The 26,329-nt window shown below is 72.0% G+C and carries 16 protein-coding genes; 13 read left to right on the top strand and 3 right to left on the bottom strand.

Annotation, left to right across the window (positions count from 1 at the left end; genetic code table 11):
• The first annotated feature begins 24 nt into the window (after positions 1-24).
• From miaA to hflX, 6 genes are all read left to right on the top strand, one after another.
• Entirely contained in the window at positions 25-963 is a 939-nt protein-coding gene (miaA, locus tag OG276_RS09135) for a tRNA (adenosine(37)-N6)-dimethylallyltransferase MiaA (protein WP_266903966.1), read from the top strand.
• A gap of 189 nt (positions 964-1,152) precedes the next feature.
• The gene (locus OG276_RS09130) at positions 1,153-1,689 is read left to right on the top strand and encodes a hypothetical protein (protein WP_266903965.1); all 537 of its coding nucleotides are present in this window, start codon (positions 1,153-1,155) and stop codon (positions 1,687-1,689) included.
• Between the two features lie 46 nt (positions 1,690-1,735).
• Positions 1,736-2,611, top strand: a complete 876-nt coding sequence (gene dapF / locus OG276_RS09125; protein WP_266903964.1) for a diaminopimelate epimerase — start codon at positions 1,736-1,738, stop codon at positions 2,609-2,611.
• A gap of 140 nt (positions 2,612-2,751) precedes the next feature.
• Positions 2,752-4,851: a bifunctional (p)ppGpp synthetase/guanosine-3',5'-bis(diphosphate) 3'-pyrophosphohydrolase gene (locus OG276_RS09120; protein ID WP_266903963.1), complete on the top strand. Its 2,100-nt coding sequence runs from the start codon at positions 2,752-2,754 to the stop codon at positions 4,849-4,851.
• Between the two features lie 76 nt (positions 4,852-4,927).
• The gene (locus OG276_RS09115; protein WP_266903962.1) at positions 4,928-6,376 is read left to right on the top strand and encodes a M1 family metallopeptidase; all 1,449 of its coding nucleotides are present in this window, start codon (positions 4,928-4,930) and stop codon (positions 6,374-6,376) included.
• Positions 6,377-6,571: 195 nt separating this feature from the next.
• Positions 6,572-8,080, top strand: a complete 1,509-nt coding sequence (gene hflX / locus OG276_RS09110) for a GTPase HflX (RefSeq protein WP_266903961.1) — start codon at positions 6,572-6,574, stop codon at positions 8,078-8,080.
• A gap of 77 nt (positions 8,081-8,157) precedes the next feature.
• Here hflX and OG276_RS09105 read toward each other — a convergent pair whose 3' ends face one another.
• Positions 8,158-9,327: a serine protease gene (locus tag OG276_RS09105; protein ID WP_266903960.1), complete on the bottom strand. Its 1,170-nt coding sequence runs from the start codon at positions 9,325-9,327 to the stop codon at positions 8,158-8,160.
• A 438-nt stretch (positions 9,328-9,765) separates the two neighbouring features.
• Here OG276_RS09105 and OG276_RS09100 point away from each other — a divergent pair, with 438 nt between their 5' ends.
• The 5 genes from OG276_RS09100 to OG276_RS09080 all read left to right on the top strand — a co-directional run bounded on the left by OG276_RS09100 (position 9,766) and on the right by OG276_RS09080 (position 20,289).
• Complete coding sequence (locus tag OG276_RS09100) at positions 9,766-11,079, top strand: diaminobutyrate--2-oxoglutarate transaminase family protein (protein ID WP_266912639.1); 1,314 nt, start codon at positions 9,766-9,768, stop codon at positions 11,077-11,079.
• A gap of 2,612 nt (positions 11,080-13,691) precedes the next feature.
• Positions 13,692-15,557, top strand: a complete 1,866-nt coding sequence (locus tag OG276_RS09095; RefSeq protein WP_266903959.1) for an IucA/IucC family siderophore biosynthesis protein — start codon at positions 13,692-13,694, stop codon at positions 15,555-15,557.
• A gap of 83 nt (positions 15,558-15,640) precedes the next feature.
• A complete protein-coding gene (locus OG276_RS09090) occupies positions 15,641-16,261 on the top strand; it encodes a GNAT family N-acetyltransferase (protein WP_266912637.1) in 621 nt (206 codons plus the stop codon).
• Between the two features lie 172 nt (positions 16,262-16,433).
• A complete protein-coding gene (locus OG276_RS09085) occupies positions 16,434-18,266 on the top strand; it encodes an IucA/IucC family siderophore biosynthesis protein (protein WP_266912635.1) in 1,833 nt (610 codons plus the stop codon).
• 52 nt (positions 18,267-18,318) lie between these two features.
• Positions 18,319-20,289 (top strand): ATP-dependent DNA helicase, encoded by a 1,971-nt coding sequence (locus OG276_RS09080; protein ID WP_266903958.1) that lies wholly within the window; start codon positions 18,319-18,321, stop codon positions 20,287-20,289.
• Positions 20,290-20,387: 98 nt separating this feature from the next.
• Here OG276_RS09080 and lexA read toward each other — a convergent pair whose 3' ends face one another.
• A complete protein-coding gene (lexA, locus tag OG276_RS09075) occupies positions 20,388-21,179 on the bottom strand; it encodes a transcriptional repressor LexA (protein WP_243331797.1) in 792 nt (263 codons plus the stop codon).
• Positions 21,180-21,659: 480 nt separating this feature from the next.
• Between lexA and nrdR the strand changes: the two genes are divergently transcribed.
• Entirely contained in the window at positions 21,660-22,169 is a 510-nt protein-coding gene (gene nrdR / locus OG276_RS09070; RefSeq protein WP_250748823.1) for a transcriptional regulator NrdR, read from the top strand.
• Positions 22,170-22,313: 144 nt separating this feature from the next.
• Complete coding sequence (locus OG276_RS09065; RefSeq protein ID WP_266903957.1) at positions 22,314-25,217, top strand: vitamin B12-dependent ribonucleotide reductase; 2,904 nt, start codon at positions 22,314-22,316, stop codon at positions 25,215-25,217.
• Positions 25,218-25,299: 82 nt separating this feature from the next.
• Here OG276_RS09065 and OG276_RS09060 read toward each other — a convergent pair whose 3' ends face one another.
• Positions 25,300-26,259 (bottom strand): DUF1152 domain-containing protein, encoded by a 960-nt coding sequence (locus tag OG276_RS09060; protein ID WP_266912633.1) that lies wholly within the window; start codon positions 26,257-26,259, stop codon positions 25,300-25,302.
• Between the last annotated feature and the right edge of the window lie 70 nt (positions 26,260-26,329).

Here is a 26,329-nt window from a genome sequence, read left to right as displayed (position 1 = left end):
ACGAGGGGCTGCGAGACTGGTGCGGTGAGGAAAGCAGCCCCCGCCCCGCGGGTCATCGCCGTCGTAGGACCCACCGCAGCCGGAAAGTCCGATCTGGGCGTAGCCCTGGCCCGTCATTTCGACGGCGAAGTCGTCAACGCCGACTCGATGCAGCTGTACCGGGGGATGGACATCGGTACCGCCAAACTGACGACCGAGGAGCGCGGAGGGGTCCCGCACCACCTCCTCGACATCTGGGACGTCACCGAGACGGCGAGCGTCGCCGAGTACCAGCGCCTCGCCCGCGTCGAGATCGACAAGCTGCTCGCCCAGGGCCGTACGCCGGTCCTCGTCGGCGGTTCCGGCCTCTACGTCCGCGGCGCGCTCGACGCCATGGAGTTCCCCGGCACCGACCCCGAGGTCCGGGCCCGCCTGGAGGCCGAGGTCACCCTGCGCGGCCCCGGCGCCCTGCACGCCCGCCTCGCCGCCGCCGACCCGGCCGCCGCGCAGGCGATCCTGCCCAGCAATGGCCGCCGCATCGTGCGCGCGCTGGAGGTCATCGAGATCACCGGACGGCCGTTCACCGCCAACCTGCCCGGCCACGAGTCCGTCTACGACACGGTCCAGATCGGCGTGGACGTGGCCCGGCCCGAGCTCGACGAGCGGATCGCGCTGCGCGTGGACCGGATGTGGGAAGACGGGCTGGTGGACGAGGTCCGCACGCTGGAGGCCGCCGGCCTGCGCGGCGGAGTCACCGCCTCCAGGGCGCTCGGCTACCAGCAGGTGCTGAGCGCCCTCGCCGGGGAGTGCACGCAGGAGGAGGCGCGCGCCGAGACGGTCCGCGCCACCAAGCGGTTCGCCCGCAGGCAGGACTCGTGGTTCCGCCGGGACCCGAGGGTGCACTGGCTCAGCGGGGCCGCCGAGGACCGGGGAGAACTCGCCGGACTCGCGCAGTCGTTGGTCGAACGAGCGGTCACAGCCTGATCACGTGATGGCATCGGGACGCCCCGCACGCCCGTCCCGGGCCTGACGGCGTGCCATCATCAAACTTCCGACGGTGCCGTCACCGGCGGTGAACGACGGCGTACGAAGTCCAAGTGGGGAGGGCGCGTGGCGATGGAGGCCGGCCCTCGTGACACCGGTCGGGACGACACCCGACGGGAAGCGGACCCGATGCTTCACAGCGCCGCCGCCGGCGGCGACGGCTTGTCCGGCGGAGCGCCGGTGGACGCCGACGGGCTCACCGACGGGCTGGCACTGCCCGCGGACGCCGACGCCGGCCTCGGACTGGGGCTGCCCGCGGATCCCGCGCGGCTGACCCCCGACGGCCCGGACGCGCCGGACTCCGCCGAGGCGGAGGCGGCCGCCGCCCCCGCCTTCGAGGTGGAACTGCGCCCGCAGCGCCGGCTGAGGCTCTGGCAGATCGCCCCCATCGTCATGCTGGCCGCCGCCGGATCCCTGATGTTCGCCTTCCCGCTCGCCTTCGAGTTCGGCGACGGCGGAGCGGTCGTCGCCATGCTCGGGTTCCTCATCAGCTGCTGCGCGGGCGGCTGGGGCCTGATGGCCGCGCGCCGGGTGGGCTACGCCCTGCCGGGGCTCCCGGCCCGCGGCTCGGGGCAGCGGCCCGACTGGCGCCTCGCCCTGCTGTACGCGCTGGTCGCGCTGGGTGTCGTAGCGCTCGCGGTGTACCGGGTGGCCCGGCTCCGGTAGCGGGGCGGCCCGGCTGTGGCGGGCGCCGGCTCGGTACCATGGGCGGGTGACGCAGACCAGCCTCTCCTTCCTCAAGGGCCACGGCACCGAGAACGACTTCGTGATCGTCCCGGACCCGGACAACGCCATCGACCTGCCGGCCTCCGCCGTCGCGCGGCTGTGCGACCGGCGGGCCGGGATCGGCGCTGACGGCGTGCTGCACGTCGTGCGCTCCGCCGCGCACCCCGAGGCGGCGCACCTGGCCGGCGAGGCCGAGTGGTTCATGGACTACCGCAACAGCGACGGCTCCATCGCCGAGATGTGCGGCAACGGCGTCCGCGTCTTCGCCCGCTACCTCCAGCACGCCGGGCACGTGGAGCCGGGCGACCTGGCCGTCGCCACCCGCGGCGGAGTCAAGCGGGTGCACCTCGACAAGACCGGCGACGTGACCGTCTCCATGGGCCGCGCCGAGCTGCCCGAGGGCGAGGTCACCGTCTCCGTCGGGGACCGTTCCTGGCCCGCGCGCAACGTCAACATGGGGAACCCGCACGCGGTGGCCTTCGTTGACAGCCTGGACGATGCCGGGAAGCTGCTGGACCCGCCCCCGTACAGCCCGGCGTCCGCCTACCCGACCGGTGTCAACGTCGAGTTCGTCGTCGACCGCGGCCCCCGGCACGTCGCCATGCGCGTGCACGAGCGCGGCTCCGGCGAGACCCGCTCCTGCGGCACCGGCGCCTGCGCGGTCGCCGTGGCCGCCATCCGCCGCGACGGCGCCGACCCGGCCGTCACCGGCGCGCCCGTCACGTACACCGTCGATCTGCCCGGCGGCACCCTGGTCATCACCGAGCACCCCGACGGGCGGATCGAGATGACCGGACCCGCCGTGATCGTGGCCGAGGGCGAGTTCGATCCGGCCTGGCTCACCGAAACGGCTTTCGCCTGAAGCTTCCCTCTAATGGGTGATCCGTTTCACGCTGAGCGAGAGGTGGACTGCGCCACGTGGTGGGGTCGGTAGCATCAGGCACCGGCCCTGCGGGCGCACCCCATGCCCACCACCGCCGGTCGAAGCCGTCGGAGGTGCCCATGAGTGCAGAGGCCACGAACCCCGAAGCACGTCCCGAAGCGCTCCCCGAACTTCGCAGACGCGGCCGGACCAGGCTTGACCTGCGACGACTCGGACGCGCTGCGCTGCTCGGCCCCACGCCCCGGGACCGGCTGCCGGACGCCATCGGCCATGTCGCCGAGGCGCACCGCGCCCATCACCCCGACGCGGACCTGTCGCTCCTGCGCCGCGCGTACCTGCTCGCAGAGACCTCGCACCGCGGCCAGATGCGCAAGAGCGGTGAGCCGTACATCACACATCCGCTCGCCGTGACGCTCATCCTGGCCGAACTGGGCGCCGAAACCACCACTTTGACGGCCTCGCTCCTCCACGACACCGTCGAGGACACCGACGTGACCCTCGATCAGGTCCGCGAGGAGTTCGGCGACGAGGTCTGCTTCATCGTCGACGGCGTCACCAAGGTCGAGAAGATCGACTACGGCGCCGCCGCCGAGCCCGAGACCTTCCGCAAGATGCTCGTCGCCACCGGCAACGACGTCCGCGTGATGTCCATCAAGCTCGCCGACCGACTGCACAACATGCGCACCCTCGGCGTGATGCGGCCCGAGAAACAGGCACGCATCGCCAAGGTCACCCGCGACGTCCTCATCCCGCTCGCCGAACGGCTCGGCGTACAGGCCCTGAAGACCGAGCTGGAAGACCTCGTCTTCGCGATCCTGCACCCCGAGGAGTACGAGCACACCCGTGCCCTCATCGCGGCCCACGCGGGCGAGCGCGACCCCCTGCCCGCCATCGCCGACTCGGTACGGTCCGTCCTGCGCGAAGCGGGCATCGCCGCAGAGGTGGTCGTACGGCCCCGGCACTTCGTCTCCGTGCACCGCATCTCCCTCAAGCGCGGGGAGCTGCGCGGCTCCGACTTCGGCCGCCTGCTGGTCCTCGTCGGGGAGAACGCGGACTGCTACGCCGTGCTGGGGGAGCTGCACACCTGCTTCACCCCGGTCATCTCCGAGTTCAAGGACTTCATCGCCACCCCGAAGTTCAACCTCTACCAGTCCCTGCACACCGCCTTCGCGACGCCCGAGGGGTACGTCGCCGAGGTCATCGTGCGGACCCGGCAGATGCACCGGGTCGCCGAGGCGGGCGTGGTGGCGCTCGGCAATCCGTACACCTCCCCGCAGCAGGCCGAGCCCGCGGAGCAGATCGCGGCGGCCGACTGCGACGAGGAACGGGTGGACCCGACCCGCCCCGGCTGGCTGTCGCGGCTGCTCGACTGGCAGCAGTCGGCGCCCGACCCCGACACCTTCTGGGACGTCCTGCGCTCGGAGCTGGCCCAGGACCGGGAGATCACCGTGTTCCGTGCCGACGGGGGCACGCTGGGACTGCCGGCCGGCGCCAGCTGTATCGACGCCGCCTACGCACAGCACGGCGAGGCGGCCCACGGCTGTATCGGCGCCCGGGTCAACGGGCGCCTGACCTCCCTGTCCTCCCGGCTCTCCGACGGGGACACCGTCCAGCTCCTGCTCGCGCACGACGCCTCCTCGGGGCCCACCGCCGACTGGCTGGACCACGCCAAGACCCCGGCAGCCCGGATCGCCGTCAGCAGCTGGCTGGAGGCCCACCCGGACGGGGCCCGGCCCGCCGACGCCGCCCCCAGGCCGCCGCTGTCGGTGATCGGCCTCCGCAGTGGCGGGGGCAACGCCGTCGCCGACCTGCCGGACGCCACCGTGCGGCTCGCGGGCTGCTGCACCCCGGTGCCGCCGGATGCCGTCGAGGGGTTCGTCGTACGCGGCGGGGCCGTCACCGTGCACCGGGTCCACTGCGCGACGGTGGCCCAGATGCGGGCGGTGGGCCGGACCCCCATCGCCGTGCACTGGCGGGCGACCGCGGACTGCCGGGTCACCCTGCTCGCCGAATCGTTCGGCCGCCCGCACCTGCTGGCCGATCTGACCGAGGCCATCGCCCGTGAGGGGGTCGAGGTGGTCTCCGCGACGGTGGAGCCGCCGGTCGAACAGCGGGTCCGGCACAGCTACACCCTGCAACTGCCCGACGCGACGGGCCTCCCGGCGCTGATGCGGGCCATGAGGGACGTGCCGGGGGTCTACGACGTCAGCCGGGCGTAAGTGACCCGACCCCTTTCGGGTGGAGCCGTCGCGCGCCGTTCGCGGGCGCGTGGCGGGCGCTGATAAGCGGTGGGGGATGCAGCTCACCTCCCCGCGCCTGCGCGCCGCCCTGCTCGCCGCGGCCTCGCTCAGCCTCGTCGCCGCCGTCGTGCCCCCGCCCCGGGCGCTCGGCATCGGAGACCCGCTTTTCCCCGAGCTCGGGAACCCCGGGTACGACGTCCTCTCGTACGACCTGTCCTTCGCGTACAAGGACAACAGCACCCCGCTCGACGCGGTCACCGTCATCGACGCGCGCAGCCTCGCGCGCCTCGAAACCGTCAACCTCGACTTCACCCACGGGAAAGTGGCCTCCGCCGAGGTCAACGGGGAACCCGCCACCTTCGCGAGCTTCGGCGAGGACCTCGTCCTGACCCCCGCCCGGCCCGTGGAGCCGGACCTGCCCCTCCACATCACCGTCCGGCACACCAGCGACCCGCGCGGCCGCGGCGACGGCGGCTGGGTGGTCACCGACGACGGGCTGGCGATGGCGAACCAGGCCGACGCCGCGCACCGGGTCTTCCCGTGCAACGACCACCCCGCCGACAAGGCGTACTTCACCTTCCGGGTGAGCGCACCGGCCGGGATGACGGCCGTGGCCAACGGGGTGCCGGGCGCACTGCCGGCCCGCCGGGCGGGCAGTGCGACCACGTGGACGTACCGGACGCTGCACCCGATGGCCACCGAGCTGGCCCAGGTGTCGATCGGCGACTCGGCCGTGGTCCACCGCACCGGGCCGCACGGACTGCCGCTGCGCGACGTGGTCCCCGCGGCGGACCGGGAACGGCTGGAGCCGTGGCTGAAGAAGACCGCCGGACACATCGAGTGGATGGAGGCACGGGTCGGCCGCTACCCCTTCGAGAACTACGGGGTGCTGATCGCGAAGGCCCGTACCGGCTTCGAGCTGGAGACGCAGACCCTGTCGCTGTTCGAGAGCGCACTGTTCGCGGGCAGCGGCGGCTACCCCGAGTGGTACGTCGAGTCCGTGATGGTCCACGAACTGGCCCACCAGTGGTTCGGCGACAGCGTGAGCCCGCGCACCTGGTCCGACCTGTGGCTCAACGAGGGCCACGCCACCTGGTACGAAGCCCTGTACGCGGACGGCCTCGGCAAGTACTCCCTGGAGCGCCGCATGCGCGAGGCGTACCAGCGTTCCGACCAGTGGCGGGCGGCCGGCGGCCCCCCGGCCGCGCCCAAGCCGGCCGCCCCGGGCGAGAAGATCGGGCTGTTCCGGCCCGCGGTCTACGACGGCGCCGCGCTGATCCTGTACGCGCTGCGGCAGGAGATCGGGGTCAAGGCCTTCGACCGGGTGGAGCGGCGCTGGGTGGGGGAGCACCGGGACGGGGTCGCGGGTACGGAGGACTTCGTACGGCTGGCCTCGCAGGAGGCGGGCCGGGACCTGGGGGCGTTCCTGCAGCCGTGGCTGTACGGGAACAAGACGCCGGCGATGCCGGGGCACCCGGAGTGGACCGCCCCGAAAAGCGTGTGACGCCTGCGGAACGGGCATGCCAATATCGTCGAGGCCGTTCCGCGGGGCGCCACCGGGGAATCTCCGCAGTCCGGGGGAATCCCAGGGGAGTGTCACACGTTGGACGTGACAGTGTTATGTCACGCGCGGGAGTAGCTTTGGCCTTGGCTCCGCTTCGCCTGACGCGGACGCATTCGAAAACGACGTAAGGATCCAATGACCTCCTCTTCTTCCCCTTCCCAGGACGCGCGGGACGACGCACAGGGTGCGCCGGACCCGCAGAGCTTCACCGAGAGCCTTCGGGCCGACGCCCTGATGGAAGAGGACGTCGCCTGGAGCCACGAGATCGACGGAGAACGGGACGGCGCCCAGTACGAGCGCTCCGAGCGCGCGGCCCTGCGCCGCGTGGTCGGCCTCTCCACCGAGCTCGAAGACGTCACCGAGGTCGAATACCGCCAGCTCCGCCTGGAGCGGGTCGTCCTCGTGGGCGTCTGGACCTCCGGCACGGTGCAGGACGCGGACAACTCCCTCGCGGAGCTCGCCGCCCTCGCCGAGACGGCGGGCGCGCTCGTACTCGACGGAGTGATCCAGCGCCGCGACAAGCCCGACCCGGCCACCTTCATCGGTTCCGGCAAGGCGCGCGAGCTGCGCGACATCGTGATGGAGAGCGGCGCCGACACCGTCGTCTGCGACGGTGAGCTCAGCCCCGGCCAGCTCATCGCCCTCGAAGACGTCGTCAAGGTGAAGGTGGTCGACCGGACCGCGCTCATCCTCGACATCTTCGCCCAGCACGCCAAGTCCCGTGAGGGCAAGGCGCAGGTCGCACTCGCGCAGATGCAGTACATGCTGCCGCGACTGCGCGGCTGGGGTGCCTCGCTGTCCCGGCAGATGGGTGGCGGCGGCGGTGGCGGCATGGCCACCCGCGGCCCCGGTGAGACCAAGATCGAGACTGACCGGCGCCGGATCCGCGAGAAGATGGCGAAGATGCGCCGGGAGATCGCGGAGATGAAGACCGGCCGCGACATCAAGCGGCAGGAACGGCGCCGCAACAAGGTGCCCTCGGTCGCCATCGCCGGATACACCAACGCGGGCAAGTCCTCGCTGCTCAACCGCCTCACGGGCGCGGGCGTCCTGGTGGAGAACTCGCTGTTCGCCACCCTCGACCCGACCGTGCGCCGGGCCGAGACCCCGTCCGGCCGGATCTACACCCTGGCCGACACCGTCGGCTTCGTCCGGCACCTGCCCCACCACCTCGTCGAGGCGTTCCGCTCCACGATGGAGGAGGTCGGCGACTCCGACCTCATCCTGCACATCGTGGACGGCTCGCACCCGGCGCCGGAGGAGCAGCTGGCGGCGGTCCGCGAGGTCATCCGCGAGGTCGGCGCCGTCAAGGTGCCCGAGATCGTGGTGATCAACAAGGCGGACGCGGCCGACCCGCTGGTGCTCCAGCGCCTGCTGCGGATCGAGAAGCGCTCCATCGCCGTCTCGGCGCGCACGGGTCAGGGCATCGAGGAACTCCTCGCGCTCATCGACGCCGAGCTGCCGCGGCCGGCGATCGAGATCGAGGCCGTGGTGCCGTACACGCGCGGCGGGCTGGTCGCCCGGGCGCACGCCGAGGGCGAGGTGATCTCCGAGGAACACATCGAGGAGGGCACCCTGCTCAAGGCACGGGTGCACGCGGAACTGGCCTCGGAGCTCGCTCCGTACGTGCTCGCGAAGCACTGACGCGTACCGGAACCGGATGAACCACTGAGGGCCCCCGCAGCAGCGGGGGCCCTCGGTCATGTGGTGCGCTGAGGCGGTTACTTGAACTTGCCGCTCACGGCGTCGAAGACGCCCTTCGCCTCCGGACCCAGCCGGGGCCCGGCCAGCCAGCCCGCCTTCGCGGGGCCGATGGAGGTGTTCGACACCAGCGCGGGCTTGCCGTCCGCGCCCGCCGCGACCCAGCCGCCGCCCGAGGAACCGCCGGTCATCGTGCAGCCGATGCGGTACATCACCGGGTCGGTCGCGTTCAGCGACAGCCGGCCCGGCTTGTCGGCGCACTGGAACGCCTTCTGACCGTCGAACGGAGCCGCCGCCGGGTAGCCGGTGGCCGTGATCTTCGCGATCTTGGACGTGGCCTGGGCGGTGAACTCCACCGGGAGCGCCGTCCCGACCGTCTCCTCCAGCGACTTGCCGCCACCCTTCTCGGGGGTCACGTGCAGCACCGCGAAGTCGTACGGAGCACCCGCGCCGCCGGTCGGACCGCCCGTCGCGATCCACTGGTCGGAGGTCTGCGCCCAGTCGCTCCACCACACGCCGTACGGGGCCACTTCCTCGCGGGGCGCACCCTTGAGCGCGGCCGCGGACTTGCCCTTGTTGTTGTACGACGGGACGAAGGCGATGTTGCGGTACCAGCCGCCGGCCTTGCCTGCGTGCACGCAGTGGCCGGCCGTCCAGACCATGTTGGACTTGCCGGGGTGCGCCGGGTCCTTGACCACGGTCGCCGAGCAGACCATCGAGCCCTCGGGACCGTCGAAGAACACCTTGCCGGAGGCGGGAACGCTCTGGTGGTACGGCGCGGCCGCGGCCTTGGCGGCCACCGGAGCCGGGGTCGGGTCGGTGACGCCCTGGTCCTTGCCCGCGTCCGGGTCGACGGCGGGAGGCTGCGGAGTCTTGGCGGCGTCACGCATCCGGTCCGGGTCCCAGAGGTCCTCGATGATCGGGTTGATGTAGTCGCCCGCCTCGCGGAGCCAGTCCTCCTTCTTCCAGTTCTTCCACTCACCCCCCTTCCACTTCTCCAGGTCGATGCCGTGCTCCTTGAGCTTGTCCTTCAGTCCGTCCGGGATCTTCACCCCGTCCAGGCTGGTGGGCAGGCTCACGGCCACGGTCGGCTTGGCGTCGGTCTCACCGTCGCCGGGCCCGCAGGCCGCGGCGGTCAGCGCGAGCGCGGCCGAGCACAGGATCGCGGTGACCGGTCGGATCGGTCGCATGTCGTGAATCCCCCTGGGTGGTTCTTGGTTCGGGATGGTGCCTGGTAGGCGGGCGCCTGAGTTGCAGCACCCCACTATGCCGCTGCCGTGGGGGACGGCACAGCCCGGGGCATCGGTTCCCCCCGGGCGCCGGTTCCATCGGGCGCCGGCGCCCGGGCCGGACAAGGATCTTGGGCCCACCCGTGATCCGTCGCCGCCACCGTCGTTGGTACGTACGGGGGATGGGGGAGCAGCGTGGGTGTTCGAAGCGCACCCCGGAAGAGCAACCGTGCGGGAGGAGCGACACTCGTGCCTTTGACGGCTTGGACGGGCGAGCGGGCCACGGCCGGGGCGCAGGTCCCGGGGCGGGCGAACCGGGTTCCGGAGGCGGGGCAGTTCGGGGGAGGGGGGCAGGATGCGGCTCCGGGGTCGGAAACCGCTCCGGGGTCGGATGCGGCTCTGAGGTCGCATGCGGCTCCGGGGTCGGCCGCGGGCGAGGGGATCCTGCGCAGGCAGGCGCAACGGGAGTCCGCGGCACGGACGTACGCGCGCTCCCTGCCCATCGTGCCCGTGCGCGCACGGGGGTTGACCATCGAGGGGGCGGACGGACGCCGCTACCTCGACTGCCTCTCCGGCGCCGGAACCCTCGCCCTCGGCCACAACCACCCGGTGGTGCTCGAAGCCATCCGCGGGGTCCTCGACTCGGGAGCCCCGCTGCACGTGCTGGACCTCGCGACCCCGGTCAAGGACGCCTTCACCACCGAACTGTTCGCCAACCTGCCCGCGGAACTGGCCGCGGACGCCCGCATCCAGTTCTGCGGACCGGCCGGGACGGACGCGGTGGAGGCCGCGCTCACCCTCGTCCGCACCGCGACCGGCCGGTCCGGGATGCTCGCCTTCACGGGGGCCTACCACGGCATGACCGCGGGAGCACTGGCCGTCTCCGGCGGGGCCACGGACGTCACGGTGACCCGGCTGCCGTATCCGCAGGACCGCCGCTGTCCGTTCGGAGTCGGCGGGGCCGAGGGGGCGGAACTGGCGGCCCGGTGGACGCGGAGCCTGCTCGACGACCCCAAGAGCGGGGTGCCCGCACCCGCCGGGATGATCGTCGAACCCGTCCAGGGAGAGGGCGGAGTCCACCCCGCCCCCGACGCCTGGCTGCGCGCGATGCGGGAGATCACGGCGGAGCGGGGGATCCCGCTGATCGCCGACGAGGTCCAGACGGGGGTCGGGCGCACCGGGGCCTTTTGGGGGGTCGACCACGCGGGGGTGGTCCCCGACGTGATGGTGCTGTCCAAAGCCATCGGGGGCAGCCTGCCGCTCGCGGTGATCGTGTACCGGGCGGAGCTGGACCAGTGGGCCCCCGGCGCCCACGCCGGCACCTTCCGCGGCAACCAGCTGGCCATGGCGGCGGGCACCGCGACCCTGGCCTACGTCCGGGAGAACGGCCTCGCGGAACGCGCACGGACCTTGGGGGCGCGCATGCTCGCCGCGCTGCGCGGCCTGATGCCGGCCCATCCGTGCGTGGCGGACGTACGGGGCCGCGGGCTGATGATCGGCGTCGAACTCGCCGACCCCGACACCGGGGAAGCCTCGCCCGACCTCGCGGTGGCCGTCCGCCAGGCCTGTCTGGACCGGGGCCTGATCGTCGAACTCGGCGGCCGCCACTCCAGCGTCGTCCGCCTCCTCCCCCCTCTCACCCTGACCGACGAACAGGCCTCAGCCGTCCTCGACCGCCTCGCCGACGCCATCTCCGCCGCCACCCGCCGCTAAGGACCCCGATGCCCGACCCCCTCCACCCCTCGGCCCCCTTCCCACCCCCCACCGACCCGCTCCACCCAACGCCCACCCCGCTCCCCCCGCCCCTTTCGGCACACCCACCGGCCAACCCGGTACACCCACCGCAGCCGCAGCCGCAGCCGCAGCCGCAGCCGCAGCCGGTGTCTGCCGCACCGCTGCCTCCTCTGGCGCCCGCCGGGCAGCTGCCTCCTCTGGCGTCTGCCCCGCTGCTGCCTCCGTCGGCGTCCGCCCTGCCGCTGCCGCAGCCGGCGTCCGCCGCACCGCAGCCGCAGCTGGCGTCCGCCCCGCCGCTGCCGCAGTCGGCGTCCGGCCCGCTGCTGCCTCCGTCGGTGTCCGCCCTGCCGCAGCCGGCGTCTGCCGCACCGCTGCCTCCTCTGGCGCCCGCCGGACCACTGCCTCCGTCGGCGTCTGCCGCACCGCAGCCGCAGCTGGTGTCCGCCCCGCCGCTGGCCCAGTCGGCGTCCGGCCCGCTGCTGCCTCCGTCGGTGTCCGCCCCATCGACGCCGCTGCCCACGACACCGCCGGGATCCCCGCAGCCTCCGGCCGAGTCCGAGCCGGACCTTCGGCCCGCCCTTGCCGCTGCCCCTGCCCTGCCGTTGCCGACTGATCGGCTGGATTCGCCGCTTCCGCAGGCCGCTTCTGTGCCGCCGCGGTCGACGACGCCTGCCGCGCCACCACAGCCGTCATTCACTCAGGCTGCGTCCGCCCTTCCGCCACGGGCGCCCGCTGATCCGCAGCCGTCGGCGCACTCTTCGCCTGCTGCCGCTTCGCCACTGTCGGCGTCCGCTGACGCACTGGGTTCACCGACCCCTCCGGCTGCATCCATCTCGCCTTCTGCGGAGTCCGTCGACCACCCACGTTCCCCCCTCTCCGCGGCTGCGACGCCGCAGCCCATGCCGACGGGTACGCCACTTCAGGCAGGGAGCGGCGGTGCGGCCCCATCCCCGGAGACTCCTGCCGCTCCCCTCCCTTTCCGGTACGGGTACACACCCTCCGCGCCCGGCCCCGTCGGCTCTTCACCACTGCCGACCCAGGAGGAGACCGGGCCCCTCTCAGCGGCATCAGCCACTCCCGCCACCCCGGCCACCCTCGGGGCCCCACCGGCGGCCGCCCCGGGTTCGACTGCTGCGCCCGGGCACCGACCCCCGCAGCTCCCGACCGTCTCCCCAGAACTCCCGCAGCCGCCGACCCCCGCACCCGGGGCCCGGCCCGTTGCCGAGAGCACGCCGCCGCCGTCTCCCCCCGCCCCAGCCGACCCCACGCCGCAGCCGTTGCCGACCTCCGGCCCTGCGCCTACGCCGCCACCGCCCCCGATCCTCGGCCCTGCGCCTACGCCGCCGTTCCCGATGTCCGGCGCTGCGCCACTGCCGCCGTCCCCAACCTCCGGCCTTGCGCCGACGTCGCTGCCGGTCTCGACCTCCGGCCCTGTGTCTATGCCGACGTCGTCCCCGATCTCCGGCCTTGCGCCGACGTTGCTGCCGGTCTCGACCTCCGGACCTCTGCCTACGCCGACGTCGTCCCCGATCTCCGGCCTTGCGCCTACGCCGCTGCCGGTCTCGACGTCCGGCCCTGTGCTCATGCCGCCGTCGGACCCGATCCTGGGCGCTGCGCCTACGCCCCCCTCGACCTCGGCCCTCGGTGGCGCGCCGGTGCCACTGTCCGACGACCGCCCCTCTCCGTCCCTGACGGCCTCCACCGGGCACCTGCCCGCCCGGCCCGGGAAGCCTTCCGGTACGGAGCCCACGGCTCCTGGTCCGAGCCCGACCCCGGCCGTCGCGGGGGCCCCGGACGGGCCGGTGTCCGTCAGCGCCACCTCGGCCCTGGCGGCTGAGCCCGCGCTGCTCACCTCCTCCGTCTCCCCGGACGGCGGTCCGGGCCCGTCACCTTCCGGTGCTACGGCGCACCCTGAGCCGCCCGCTTCTCCTCCGGCCCCGGGCACCACCGAACCTCCGCCCGCTGCCACCGCGTGGCAGCCGCCACCCGCTCCAGCGGAACGTTCTTTCCAGCCCGCCTTCACTCCGGCTGTGGCCGCCGCCCCTTCCCCCGCCCTCACCACGTGGCCGCCACTGCTCGCTCCAGCCGACAGTGCCCCCGGGCCCGCCGCTGCTCCGGCCGTGTCCGCCGCCCTTTCCCCAGCCCCCAACGCCTGGCCGCCGTTGGCCGGTGCCGTGGCATGGTCCGGGGTGTCGGCTACCGGTGAAGCCTCCGGCAGCGCGGCTTCGGGGCCGGCTTCCGGCGCTGCGGCCGACGCTGGTCCGGCTGGCAGGGCAGGGGGTCTGCCGGCCGAGGGTTCCGCGGAGGCCCGGGGAGCATCGCCCGGCTCCGGCTCGGCGGCCGACCCGGCTCCGCCCGGCCCGGAACGTTCGGACGGGCGGCCCCCGGGGGCGCAGGGCAAGGCCGTGCCGAAGGGGCCCTCCGCGGCGGCCCCTTCGGCCACCGGTGCTACCGGCGTACCCCTCGCCACCCAGGACGGGACGGCCCCGCGAACCGGTGCAGCGGAACCGGGGGAGCGGCGGGCCCCAGCGCCTGCATCGCCGGGGGACGGCTTCACTGGTGCTGACGGTGCTGACGGTGCGTTCCCGGGCATGCCTGCCGCGGGCATGCCCTGGCCGGCGACCGAGCCCCAGGCACCCGCCGCGGTGCCGCGGCAGAAGGACGGCGCCGTCCGACCCCGCGCGGGAGCCGCGGACCCGTTGGACCACCCCGACCCCAGGGTCGCCGCCGAGGCGGCCTCGGTGGAGAACCTGCTGCGCTGCTGGGTCCGCGAGACCGGACTCGAACAGCCCGTCGGCCCCGTCCTGCGCATCCCCCTCCCCGCATCCGGCGCCGCCCTGCTCGTCGCCGTCCGCTACTGGTCCCCCGCCGGCTGGCACCGCTTCGGCCCGGCCCGCATCGAAGGCGTCCCCGCCGACGCCCCCGCCGTGGACGCGGTCACCCTCGCGGCGCTGATCTCCCGCGAAGGCGGCGGCCCCGGAACCGGCGCCCACAGCGACGGCACCCACAGCGACGGCGACCCCGGCGGCGCCGACCTCGTCGGCCGGGTCGCCGACTCGGTGCGCCGGACCACCGAGTTCATCACCGACCGCCGCCAACGCCCGTCCGCACCCGCCCCCGTAGCCGCGGACCGGTTCCTCACCGCCGAACAGTCCCTCCTTCTCGGCCACCCGCTGCACCCGACCCCGAAGAGCCGCGAAGGGCTCTCGGAAGCCGAAGTGCGCCGTTACTCACCCGAACTCCACGGCTCCTTCCCCCTGCACTGGGTGGCGGTCGAACCCGCCGCCCTCGCCACCGACTCCGCCTGGACCGAACGAGGCCGCCCGGTCTCCGCCGCCCGCCTGCTGGGCCGCCTCGCCCCCGGCCTTCCCATGCCCGACGGCGCCACCCCCCTTCCCCTTCACCCCTGGCAGGCCCGCGACCTGCTCCAGCGCCCCGCGGTCGCCGCCCTCCGCGACGCGGGACTCCTGCACGACCTGGGCCCGTACGGCGCCCCCTGGTATCCGACCTCCTCCATCCGCACCGTCCACCAGCCCGGTGCCCCCGCGATGCTCAAGCTCTCCCTGGGCCTGCGCATCACCAACTCCCGTCGCGAGAACCTCCGCAAGGAACTCCACCGCGGGATCGAGGTGCACCGACTGCTCCGCACCGGACTCGCCGAGCGGTGGCAGGCCGCCCACCCCGGCTTCGACATCGTCCGCGATCCCGCCTGGGTCGCCGTCGACGCCCCGGACGGCGCACCCGTCCCCGGACTCGACGTCCTGCTGCGTCACAACCCCTTCCGACCGGGCGACGACGCCCTTTGCGTCGCCGCACTCACCGCACCCCGCCCCTGGCCTGGGCGGACCACTATGACCTCCCGCCTCGCCGAGACCGTCTCGCGCCTCGCCGCCACCACCGGGCGGACGACCTCCGCCGTCGCCGCCGAGTGGTTCCTGCGCTACCTAGAACACGTGGTCCTGCCGGTCCTCGCCTTCGACGCGCTCGCCGGCATCGCCCTCGAAGCGCACCAGCAGAACACGCTGGTCCTCCTCGACCCGGCCGGCTGGCCGGTCGGCGGCCGCTACCGCGACAACCAGGGCTACTACTTCCGCGCCTCCCGCCGCGCGGAACTGGAGCGCCGCCTCCCCGGAATCGGCGCCACGAGCGACACCTTCGTCTCCGACGCCGTCACGGACGAACGCTTCGCCTACTACCTCGGCATCAACAACGTGCTCGGTCTCATCGGGGCCTTCGGATCCCAGCGGCTCGCCGACGAACGCGTCCTGCTGGCCGCCTTCCGTCGCTTCCTCGGCAAGGCCACGGGCCTCGGCCCGCTCCCCGAGAAGCTGCTCGACTCGCCCACCCTGCGGTGCAAGGCGAACTTGCTCACCCGCCTCGGAGGCCTGGACGAGCTGGTCGGCCCCGTCGACACCCAGTCCGTCTACGTCACCATCGCCAACCCCCTTCACGATTGACGCGTCAGCACAGAAACGGAGAAGAGCCCCCGATGCCCTCCACCGACTTCCACACCGGCGTGCTCCTCACCGATGTGCTCCACATGGTCACGCCGCGTCTCAGCGCCGAGTCGCTGCCCCAGCTCGCCGAGGCCGATCTCCTTGACTCCCCGGCCGCCTGGGGCGGCATCACGACGCGGTCCGGCGTCTTCCGCCTCGAACCCGTACGACTCGACCGCGACCTGGACCTGCTGACCGGCTGGATGAACGACCCGCAGGTGGACGCCTATTGGGAGCTCGCCGGCCCGGCCGGCGTCACCGCCGCCCACGTATGGGCACAGATGGCCGGAGACAGCCGCAGCATCCCGTGCCTCGGCCTCCTCGACGGCATGCCGATGAGCTACTGGGAGATCTACCGGGCCGACCTCGACCCGCTCTCCGCGTACTACCCGGCGCGCCCCCACGACACGGGTATCCACCTGCTCATCGGAGACGGCACGAACCGTGGCCGAGGTCTGGGCACCGCGCTCCTGCGCGCCGTCGCCGACCTGGTGCTCGACAACCGCCCCCGCTGCATGCGTGTCATCGCCGAACCGGACATCCGCAACACCCCCTCCGTATCAGCCTTCCTGAACTCCGGCTTCCGCTGCCCCACCGAGATCGAACTGCCCGGCAAACGAGCCGCCCTGATGATCCGCGAGCGGGCGCTGCGCAATCTCCTCTGAGTGCCGCCCCCGTGCTTCCCGTACAGCCGGCCCGTTTCCGTACACTCCTTCACTTCCCTTACCTCTCACCTCGAAAACTCTGCGCCACGCAGCAAAGTTCCCGATCCTGAGGAGTCCCGTGCAGATCTTCCCCGCAGCCCCCGACTCCCCGGGCCCCCACTACTCGGACACCGTGCCCCCGTCGCCCCAGCACCCGTGCACACCGCCCGAACTGAACCGTCCGACCTGGGATTTCGCCGCCCGCCGCCTCCTCGCCAAGATGCTCGGCGAGTTCGCGTACGAGGAGATCATCACGCCGGTCCCCGCCCCGGCCGCCTCCGGCGACGCCTGGACGCTGACCCTCGACGACGGCAGCAGCCTCGGCTTCCGGGCCCGCCGTCGCTCGTACGGCAGCTGGCACGTCGCACCCGACACGATCACCCTCACCCCGCAGCCCGCCGCCCCGGGGGCGCCCGACGAATCCGGGTCACCGGCCGCCTTCGGGGACCCGTACGCCTTCCTCATCCGCGCGCGCACGCTCCTCGGCCTCGACGGCGCCACCCTCGGCCACCTCGTCCGCGAGCTCAGTGCCACGCTCGCCGCCGATGCCCGCATCGATCACACCGCGCTCACCGCGGACGTCCTCGCCGACCTGGACTACGCGGCCCTCGAAGGCCATCAGACCGGTCACCCCTGGCTCGTCCTCAACAAGGGGCGGATCGGACTCTCCGCCTCCGACACCGCCGCCTGGGCGCCCGAGGCCCGCACCGCCCAGCGCCTGCCCTGGCTCGCCGCGCACACCTCCCTCGCGCAGTACCGCGGCACCGCCGGCCTGGAGGACCCGGCCCGCCTCTACTCCGCCGAGCTCGACCCCGTCACCCGCGCCCTCTTCGACCGGACCCTGCGCGAGCGCGGCCTCGACCCGCTCGGCTACCTCTACCTCCCCGTCCACCCCTGGCAGTGGGACGAGGTCCTCCTGCCCCTCTTCGCCCCCGCCCTCGCCGCCGGAACCCTGGTCCCGCTCCCCGCCGACCCCGACCTCCGCCTCCCCCAGCAGTCGATCCGCACCTTCCTCAACCTCACCCGCCCCGACCGCCACAGCGTCAAACTGCCGCTCTCCGTCCTCAACACGATGGTCTGGCGCGGCCTGCCCTCGGACCTGGCCCTCGCGGCGCCCGCCGTCACCGCCTGGATCCACTCCCTGCGCGACGGCGACCCCTTCCTCCGCGAGGAATGCGGGGTGATCCTCCTCGGCGAGGTCGCCTCCGTCACGGTCCGCCACCCCGTCTACGACGCGCTGCCCGAAGTCCCGTACCAGTACAAGGAGCTCCTCGGTGCGATCTGGCGCGAGCCGCTGACCGGACACCTCGCCCCCGGCGAGCGGGCCCGCACCCTCTCCTCTCTCCTGCACACCGATCCCCGCGGCCGGTCCTTCACCGCCGAGCTCGTCGCCCGCTCCGGCCTGACACCGACGGTGTGGCTCCAGCGGCTCTTCGCCGCCCTGCTGCCCCCGCTGCTCCGCTTCCTCTACCGCTACGGCACGGTCTTCTCCCCGCACGGCGAGAACGCCGTCGTGATCTTCGACGAGCACGACGTCCCGGTCCGGCTCGCGGTCAAGGACTTCGTGGACGATGTCAACATCAGCGCCGAACCGCTGCCCGAGCTGGCGTCCATGCCCGACGAGGTCCGTGCGGTCCTGCTCACCGAGCCCGCGGACTTCCTTCCCCAGTTCATCCACTCCGGGCTCTTCGTCGGCGTCTTCCGCTACCTCTCCGCCCTCTGCGAGGACCGGCTCGGCGTTCCGGAGGACACGTTCTGGTCCCTCGTCCGGGCGGAGATCCTCCGCCACCAGGCCCGTTTCCCGGAGCTCAAGGAGCGCTACGAGCTCTTCGACCTCCTCGGTGAACGCATCATGAGGCTCTGCCTGAACAGGAACCGTCTCTACGAGGACGGCTACCGCGACCGGCCCGACCGCCCGCACGCCGTGCGGTTCGGGACCGTGCCGAACCCCCTCCACCGGTCATGACCGCTCGCCGGTGCGGCCACTGTCGGCGGGGCCCCGTAGGGTTGGCACTGCTATGACGAAGCCCTCCCTCCCCGACCTGCTGCACGCCGCCGTCTCCGCCGTCGGCGGCACGGAGCGCCCCGGCCAGGTGGCCATGGCCGAAGCCGTCGCCGAAGCGATCGACGACAACTCCCACCGCCTCATCCAGGCCGGTACCGGTACCGGTAAGTCCCTGGGCTACCTGGTGCCGGCCCTCGCGCACGGCGAGCGCGTGGTCGTGGCCACGGCGACGCTGGCCCTCCAGCGCCAGCTCGTCGAGCGCGACCTGCCCCGGACGGTGGAGGCGCTGCATCCCCAGCTCCGCCGCCGCCCGCAGTTCGCCATGCTCAAGGGCCGCTCCAACTACCTGTGCCTGCACCGTCTGCACGAGGGCGCCCCGCAGGACGAGGAGGAGGGCCTCTTCGACCAGTTCGAGGCGGCCACCCCGACCAGCAAGCTCGGCCAGGACCTGCTGCGGCTGCGCGACTGGGCGGACGAGACCGAGACGGGCGACCGCGACGACCTCACCCCGGGCGTCTCCGACAAGGCCTGGGCGCAGATCTCCGTCTCCTCCCGCGAATGCCTGGGCGCCACGAAGTGCGCGTACGGCGCCGAGTGCTTCGCCGAGGCCGCCCGCGAGCGGGCCAAGCTCGCGGACGTGGTCGTCACCAACCACGCACTCCTCGCCATCGACGCGATCGAGGGCGCCCCGGTGCTCCCGCAGCACGAGGTGCTGATCGTCGACGAGGCCCACGAGCTGGTGTCCCGGGTGACCGGGGTCGCCACGGGAGAGCTCACCCCGGGCCAGGTCAACCGTGCCGTGAAGCGTGCGGCGAAGCTGGTCGACGAGAAGACCGCCGACTCCCTGCAGACCGCGTCCGAGACCTTCGAGCGGGTCATGGAGCTGGCCCTCCCCGGCAGGCTGGAGGAGATCCCCGAGGACCTCGGCTATGCGCTGATGGCCCTGCGGGACGCCTCGCGCAGCGTGATCTCGGCGATCGGCACCACGCGCGACAAGTCCGTCCACGACGAGGACGCCGTCCGCAAGCAGGCGCTCGCCGCGGTGGAGAGCGTGCACGGGGTGGCGGAGCGGATCGTGGCCGGCTCCGAGTACGACGTGGTCTGGTACGAACGCCACGACCGCTTCGGCGCCACCCTCCGGGTCGCCCCCCTCTCGGTGTCCGGCCTGCTGCGCGAAAAGCTGTTCGCGGACCGCTCGGTGGTCCTGACCTCCGCGACCCTCAAGCTCGGCGGCGATTTCAACGGGGTCGCGGCCTCGATGGGCCTGTCCCCGGAGGGCGTCGAGGGGGAGGACGTCCCGCAGTGGAAGGGGCTCGACGTCGGTTCGCCCTTCGACTATCCCAAGCAGGGCATCCTCTACGTCGCCAAGCACCTGGCCACCCCCGGCCGCGAGGGCACCCGTGGCGACATGATGGACGAGCTCGCGGAGCTGATCGAGGCGGCGGGCGGCCGCACCCTCGGACTGTTCTCCTCCATGCGCGGGGCGAAGGCCGCCGCCGAGGAGCTGCGCGGCCGGCTCGAGAACCCGATCCTGCTCCAGGGCGAGGAGACGCTCGGCGAGCTGATCAAGGCCTTCGCGGCCGACCCGCAGACCTGCCTGTTCGGGACCCTGTCGCTGTGGCAGGGCGTGGACGTGCCCGGGCCCAGCTGTCAGCTGGTGATCATGGACAGGATCCCGTTCCCCCGTCCCGACGACCCGCTGATGAGCGCCCGGCAGAAGGCGGTCGAGGAGCGCGGCGGGAACGGCTTCATGTCCGTCGCGGCGACGCACGCGGCCCTGCTCATGGCCCAGGGCGCGGGCAGGCTCGTACGGGCCACCGGAGACAAGGGTGTCGTGGCGGTCCTGGACCCCCGGCTGGCCACGGCCCGGTACGGGAGCTTCCTGCGGGCGACGCTGCCGGACTTCTGGTACACCACGGACCGCAATCAGGTCCGCCGCTCACTCGCCGCGATCGACGCCGCGGCGAAGGCCGACGAGAAGTAGCCCTCGGAAGTACGCGCAGTAGTTCCCGGAAGGGCGGGACACAAAGCAGCTCCGGGACCGGCGCAGTAGGTCCCGGAGCTGGATGGGGGCGCAGGCGATCAGAGCCGGCGCAGTACGGCCACGACCTTGCCGAGGATGGTGGCCTCGTCGCCGGGGATCGGCTGGTAGGCGGCGTTGTGCGGGAGCAGCCAGACATGGCCGTCCTCGCGCTTGAAACGCTTGACCGTGGCCTCGCCGTCGAGCATGGCGGCGACGATGTCGCCGTTCTCCGCGACGGGCTGGCGACGGACCGTGACCCAGTCGCCGTCACAGATGGCGGCCTCGATCATGGAGTCGCCGACGACCTTGAGGCAGAAGAGCTCTCCGTCGCCCACGAGCTGGCGGGGGAGGGGGAACACGTCCTCCACCGACTCCTCGGCGAGGATCGGGCCACCGGCCGCGATCCGGCCGACCAGGGGCACGTACGAGGCGGCGGGCTTGCCCGTGGTGTCCGTGGGCTGCGAGCTGGGCTGGTCGGAGCCGCGCACCTCGTACGCCCGGGGGCGGTGGGGGTCGCGGCGCAGGAAGCCCTTGCGCTCCAGGGCCATCAGCTGGTGCGCGACCGACGAGGTGCTGGACAGGCCGACCGCCTGGCCGATCTCCCGCATCGACGGCGGGTAGCCGCGCCGCTGCACCGAGTCGCGAATGACCTCGATGACCCTCCGCTGCCGGTCCGTGAGCCCGGAGCTGTCGGCGCGGATGCCTGGAGGCCGCCCTGGCAGCGAGCGTGCGGGGCGTACGGGCTCCGCCTCCGGGTTCAGACTTGCGTCATTCATGGCATGCACCGGCTCAAGTCGGCTCTGGGAGCGGTTCTGGGCAGTGATGGTGGCACTGTCTGCGGTGGTGGTCACGTCGTCGGCCCCTCTCGAAATGTTCTCCCTAGCTGGACAACGGTAGTTGCTTTCGAAAGGTTGCGCCAAACACACGTTCGAGTGAAAAATCGGAGATCACCCATCGTGTTCACTTCGTGAGGTGTATATGCCGCCGGCGGGCCGTCCGGACCGAACGGGGGTTCGGCTGCGGAGCCACTGCTTACGGTACCCTTCCGGGTCGGGTCGCCACCGTCCGGGTCTGCGCCCAGTGTGGCACCGCGAGGCCTGTCATCCGGCCATCGGACGCGGCGACACGCGGAGCGGTGTAAATCCACCACAACCCAAGATCTAGTGGTTGGATGAGCGCTGCCACCCAGAAGTTGTGGTCCTCGGTCTGCCGGGGCCCCCGACATCGCATATGCTTGTGGCTGCTTCGAGAGCCTCCGACAGAGCTTCGTCTCTGCCGTTCTGGGGTCTCACGAGGTGATTCAGTCGTGCCAAGAGGAGGGTGAGGGAACCATGCACTGCCCCTTCTGCAGGCACCCCGACAGCCGTGTCGTCGACAGTCGGACCACCGACGACGGCACGTCGATCCGCCGGCGCCGCCAGTGCCCCGACTGCTCCCGTCGCTTCACGACGGTGGAGACGGCCTCGCTGATGGTGATCAAGCGCAGTGGGGTGACCGAACCCTTCAGCCGCACCAAGGTCATCTCCGGCGTGCGCAAGGCGTGCCAGGGGCGGCCGGTCACCGAGGACGCCCTCGCCAAACTCGGCCAGCGGGTCGAGGAGGCGCTGCGCGCCACCGGGAGCGCCGAGCTGACCACCCACGACGTGGGTCTGGCCATACTCGGCCCGTTGCAGGACCTCGATCTGGTCGCGTACCTCCGGTTCGCGTCCGTTTACAAGGCGTTCGACACACTCGAAGACTTCGAGACCGCCATCGCGGAACTCCGCGTGCCGCGGCCTCACGAAGAGTGCGAGCCCGGTGGGACCGCTCCGGTCCCCGTGCCCGCCTCCGCCGCCGACTGACCGGCCTGCCCGTTCCCCGTCGCATGAGCGTCGCGGAACGGCCGGTGGGTCTGGCGAAGAAGACGTAGATACAAGACACACAGCACCGTGCCGCGGAATAGCGCTGGCACTTTAGGGCGTTTTGCCCGCATTGGGAGGAACGGCATGACAGAGACGGCGAGCAGCTCGGCACGAGGTTCCCGCGCCAAGGGCACCAAGACTGCCAAGAGCGGCCTGCGTATCGAGCGCATCCACACCACCCCGGGCGTGCACCCGTACGACGAGGTGACCTGGGCGCGCCGCGACGTCGTCATGACCAACTGGCGCGACGGCTCGGTCAACTTCGAGCAGTACGGCGTCGAGTTCCCCGACTTCTGGTCGGTGAACGCGGTCAACATCGTCACCAGCAAGTACTTCCGCGGTGCGGTCGGCAGCCCGCAGCGCGAGACCGGTCTGCGGCAGCTCATCGACCGGATCGTGAAGACGTACACGAAGGCCGGCGAGGACTTCGACTACTTCACGTCGCCCGCCGACGCGGAGATCTTCGAGCACGAGCTGACCTACGCGCTCCTGCACCAGATCTTCAGCTTCAACTCGCCGGTGTGGTTCAACGTCGGCACGCCCCAGCCGCAGCAGGTCTCCGCCTGCTTCATCCTGGCCGTCGACGACTCCATGGAGTCGATCCTCGACTGGTACAAGGAAGAGGGCATGATCTTCAAGGGCGGCTCCGGCGCCGGCCTGAACCTCTCCCGCATCCGCTCCTCCAAGGAGCTCCTCTCCTCCGGCGGCAACGCCTCCGGTCCGGTCTCCTTCATGCGCGGCGCCGACGCGTCCGCCGGAACGATCAAGTCGGGCGGCGCCACCCGCCGCGCGGCCAAGATGGTCGTCCTGGACGTGGACCACCCGGACGTCGAGGACTTCATCGCGACCAAGGTGAAGGAAGAGGAGAAGATCCGCGCCCTGCGCGACGCGGGCTTCGACATGGACCTGGGCGGCGACGACATCACGTCCGTCCAGTACCAGAACGCCAACAACTCCGTCCGCGTGAACGACGAGTTCATGACGGCCGTCGAGAACGGCACCGAGTTCGGCCTGCGCGCTCGCATGACCGGCGAGGTCATCGAGACGGTCGACGCCAAGTCGCTCTTCCGCAAGCTCGCCGAGGCCGCGTGGGCCTGTGCCGACCCGGGCATCCAGTACGACGGTGTGATCAACAACTGGCACACCTGCCCCGAGTCCGGCCGCATCACCGCGTCCAACCCGTGCAGCGAGTACATGCACCTGGACAACACGTCCTGCAACCTCGCCTCGCTGAACCTGATGAAGTTCCTCGACGACGACGGCAAGGGCAACCAGTCCTTCGACGCCGAGCGCTTCTCCAAGGTCGTCGAGCTCGTCATCACCGCGATGGACATCTCCATCTGCTTCGCGGACTTCCCGACGCAGAAGATCGGCGAGAACACCCGCGCCTTCCGCCAGCTGGGCATCGGCTACGCCAACCTCGGCGCCCTGCTGATGGCCACGGGCCACGCGTACGACTCCGACGGCGGCCGCACCCTCGCCGCGTCGATCACCTCGCTGATGACCGGTACCGCGTACAAGCGCTCCGCCGAGCTGGCCGCGATTGTCGGCCCGTACGACGGCTACGCCCGCAACGCCGAGTCGCACAAGCGCGTCATGAAGCAGCACGCCGACGCCAACGCCGTCGCGCCGCGCACCGAGGACCTGGACAGCATCATCTGGGCCGCGGCCACCGAGGCCTGGCAGGACGTGATCCGCCTCGGCGAGAAGAACGGCTTCCGCAACTCGCAGGCCTCCGTCCTCGCGCCGACCGGCACCATCGGTCTCGCGATGTCCTGTGACACCACCGGTGTCGAGCCGGACCTGGCCCTGGTCAAGTTCAAGAAGCTCGTCGGCGGCGGCTCGATGCAGATCGTCAACGGCACCGTGCCGCAGGCCCTGCGCCGCATGGGCTACCAGGAAGAGCAGATCGAGGCGATCGTCGCCCACATCGCCGAGCACGGCGTGGTCGTCGACGCCCCGGGCCTGAAGCAGGAGCACTACTCGGTCTTCGACTGCGCGATGGGCGAGCGTTCCATCTCCGCGATGGGCCACGTGCGCATGATGGCCGCGATCCAGCCCTGGATCTCCGGCGCGATCTCGAAGACGGTCAACATGCCGGAGACGGCGACCGTCGAGGAGATCGAGGAGATCTACTTCGAGGCGTGGAAGCTGGGCGTCAAGGCGCTCGCGATCTACCGCGACAACTGCAAGGTCGGCCAGCCCCTCTCCGCGAAGAAGAAGGAAGAGGAGAAGGAGGAGGTCACCGCCAAGGCGGAGGACACCATCCGGACGGCCGTCGAGAAGGTCATCGAGTACCGCCCGGTCCGCAAGCGCCTCCCGAAGGGCCGCCCGGGGATCACCACCTCCTTCACGGTCGGTGGCGCCGAGGGCTACATGACGGCGAACTCCTACCCGGACGACGGTCTCGGCGAGGTCTTCCTGAAGATGTCCAAGCAGGGTTCTACCCTCGCGGGCATGATGGACGCCTTCTCGATCGCCGTCTCGGTCGGTCTGCAGTACGGCGTCCCGCTGGAGACGTACGTCGCGAAGTTCACGAACATGCGCTTCGAGCCGGCCGGCATGACGGACGACCCGGACGTGCGGATGGCGCAGTCGATCGTCGACTACATCTTCCGTCGCGTGGCGCTCGACTTCCTGCCCTTCGAGACCCGCTCGGCCCTCGGCATCCACTCCGCCGAGGAGCGTCAGCGCCACCTGGACACCGGTTCCTACGAGCCCCTCGACGAGGAGCTCGACACGGAGTCCCTGACGCAGGCGGCCCCGGTCGCCGCGGTCCAGACCGTGCCGGCCGTCCCGGCCGTCAAGCCGGTCGCGCTCGCCCCGGTCCCGGCCCCCAAGACGGCGCACTCCAACGCCGAACTGGTCGAGATGCAGCTCGGCGTCTCCGCCGACGCCCCGCTCTGCTTCTCCTGCGGTACGAAGATGCAGCGCGCCGGCTCCTGCTACATCTGCGAGGGCTGCGGCTCCACCAGCGGCTGCAGCTGACGAGCTCGAACGCTGCTGAGTCGCTGAGCAGCTGAGGAAGCGGGGACCGGCCTGGGGCCGGTCCCCGCTTTCGCGTCCGCGCTCAGTGGGGGAAGGTCCGGGCCGGGCGGGTGATCACCTCGTCGCGGAAGGCCGCGATGCGTGAGGAGACCTGGCGCATGAGGTGGGTGTCCTCGATCCGGTCGAGGTAGAGGCAGCGGGCGGCCAGGCCGGTCAGCTCGAAGGCGAAGCACAGGGACATCAGCGGGTTCACGAACAGCTCGCTGCCGCGGGTCCGGTCGGTGAAGCGGACGTCCCCGAAGGAGCCGCGGACCGCTGCCGCGATGGAACCGTTCACGATGCTCGGGTGTTCCGGGGTGCGGTCCTGCGCGTGGGCCACGGCGTCGAGGTACAGCGCGCCCTCGCGGGTGGCCCGGGGTATCGAGAACGCGCCGAGGTGGGCCCCGTCCCGCTCCAGTGCCGCGATGTTCTCCAGGACCAGCGCGTGGTTCACGCCGTGGTACGCGTCGACGCCGAAGCCGACCGAGACGACGAGACGCTCCGGTACGTCGTCCAGCGCGGCCAGTGCCGCCACGCTGGTCAGGTCCTCCTCCGGCGTGCCGAGCCCGGCCTCGTCGCCCCGCATCAGGATGTCGGTGCCCCCGTCGACCAGGACCACCGCGTCGATCCGGTGCAGGTCGATCAGTGCCCGGTAGGCGGCCCGCAGCGGTTGCACGCCGACCTGCGGGAAGGCGTACACGGTGGACGGGTACCCGTGCAGTTTCAGCCACTGGGCCAGGGTGCGTTCGGGGAAGTAGCTCTGGTGCGGCGCGGAGTCCGGGGTGATCGCGGCGAGATCCGGGGCCAGCCAGTCGTCCGTCGGGAGCCCAGCGAGCGCACTGAAGGAGAGGTTCGCGAGGTGAACCTCCTTGCCCTGGTGCAGGAGGGAGAGGGCGATCGGCAGGCCGGCGTAGACGTCGAAGCCGCCTCCGGCGCCGGTGACGAGGATCCGCTCGGCCGAAGCCAGGCGGGCGAAGAGCGGGTTGGTGTGCAGCGCGGTCATGATGGCCATGGTGCGGGGTGCCATGACAGGGCGCCCCTGAATATCGCGATGCGTCGAGCGATGCGTCGGG

Source organism: Streptomyces sp. NBC_00086 (genome assembly GCF_026343255.1).
GTDB lineage: Bacteria > Actinomycetota > Actinomycetes > Streptomycetales > Streptomycetaceae > Streptomyces.
The sequence above is the reverse complement of the archived record's forward strand: the minus strand, read 5'-3'. Positions and strand labels throughout refer to the sequence as shown.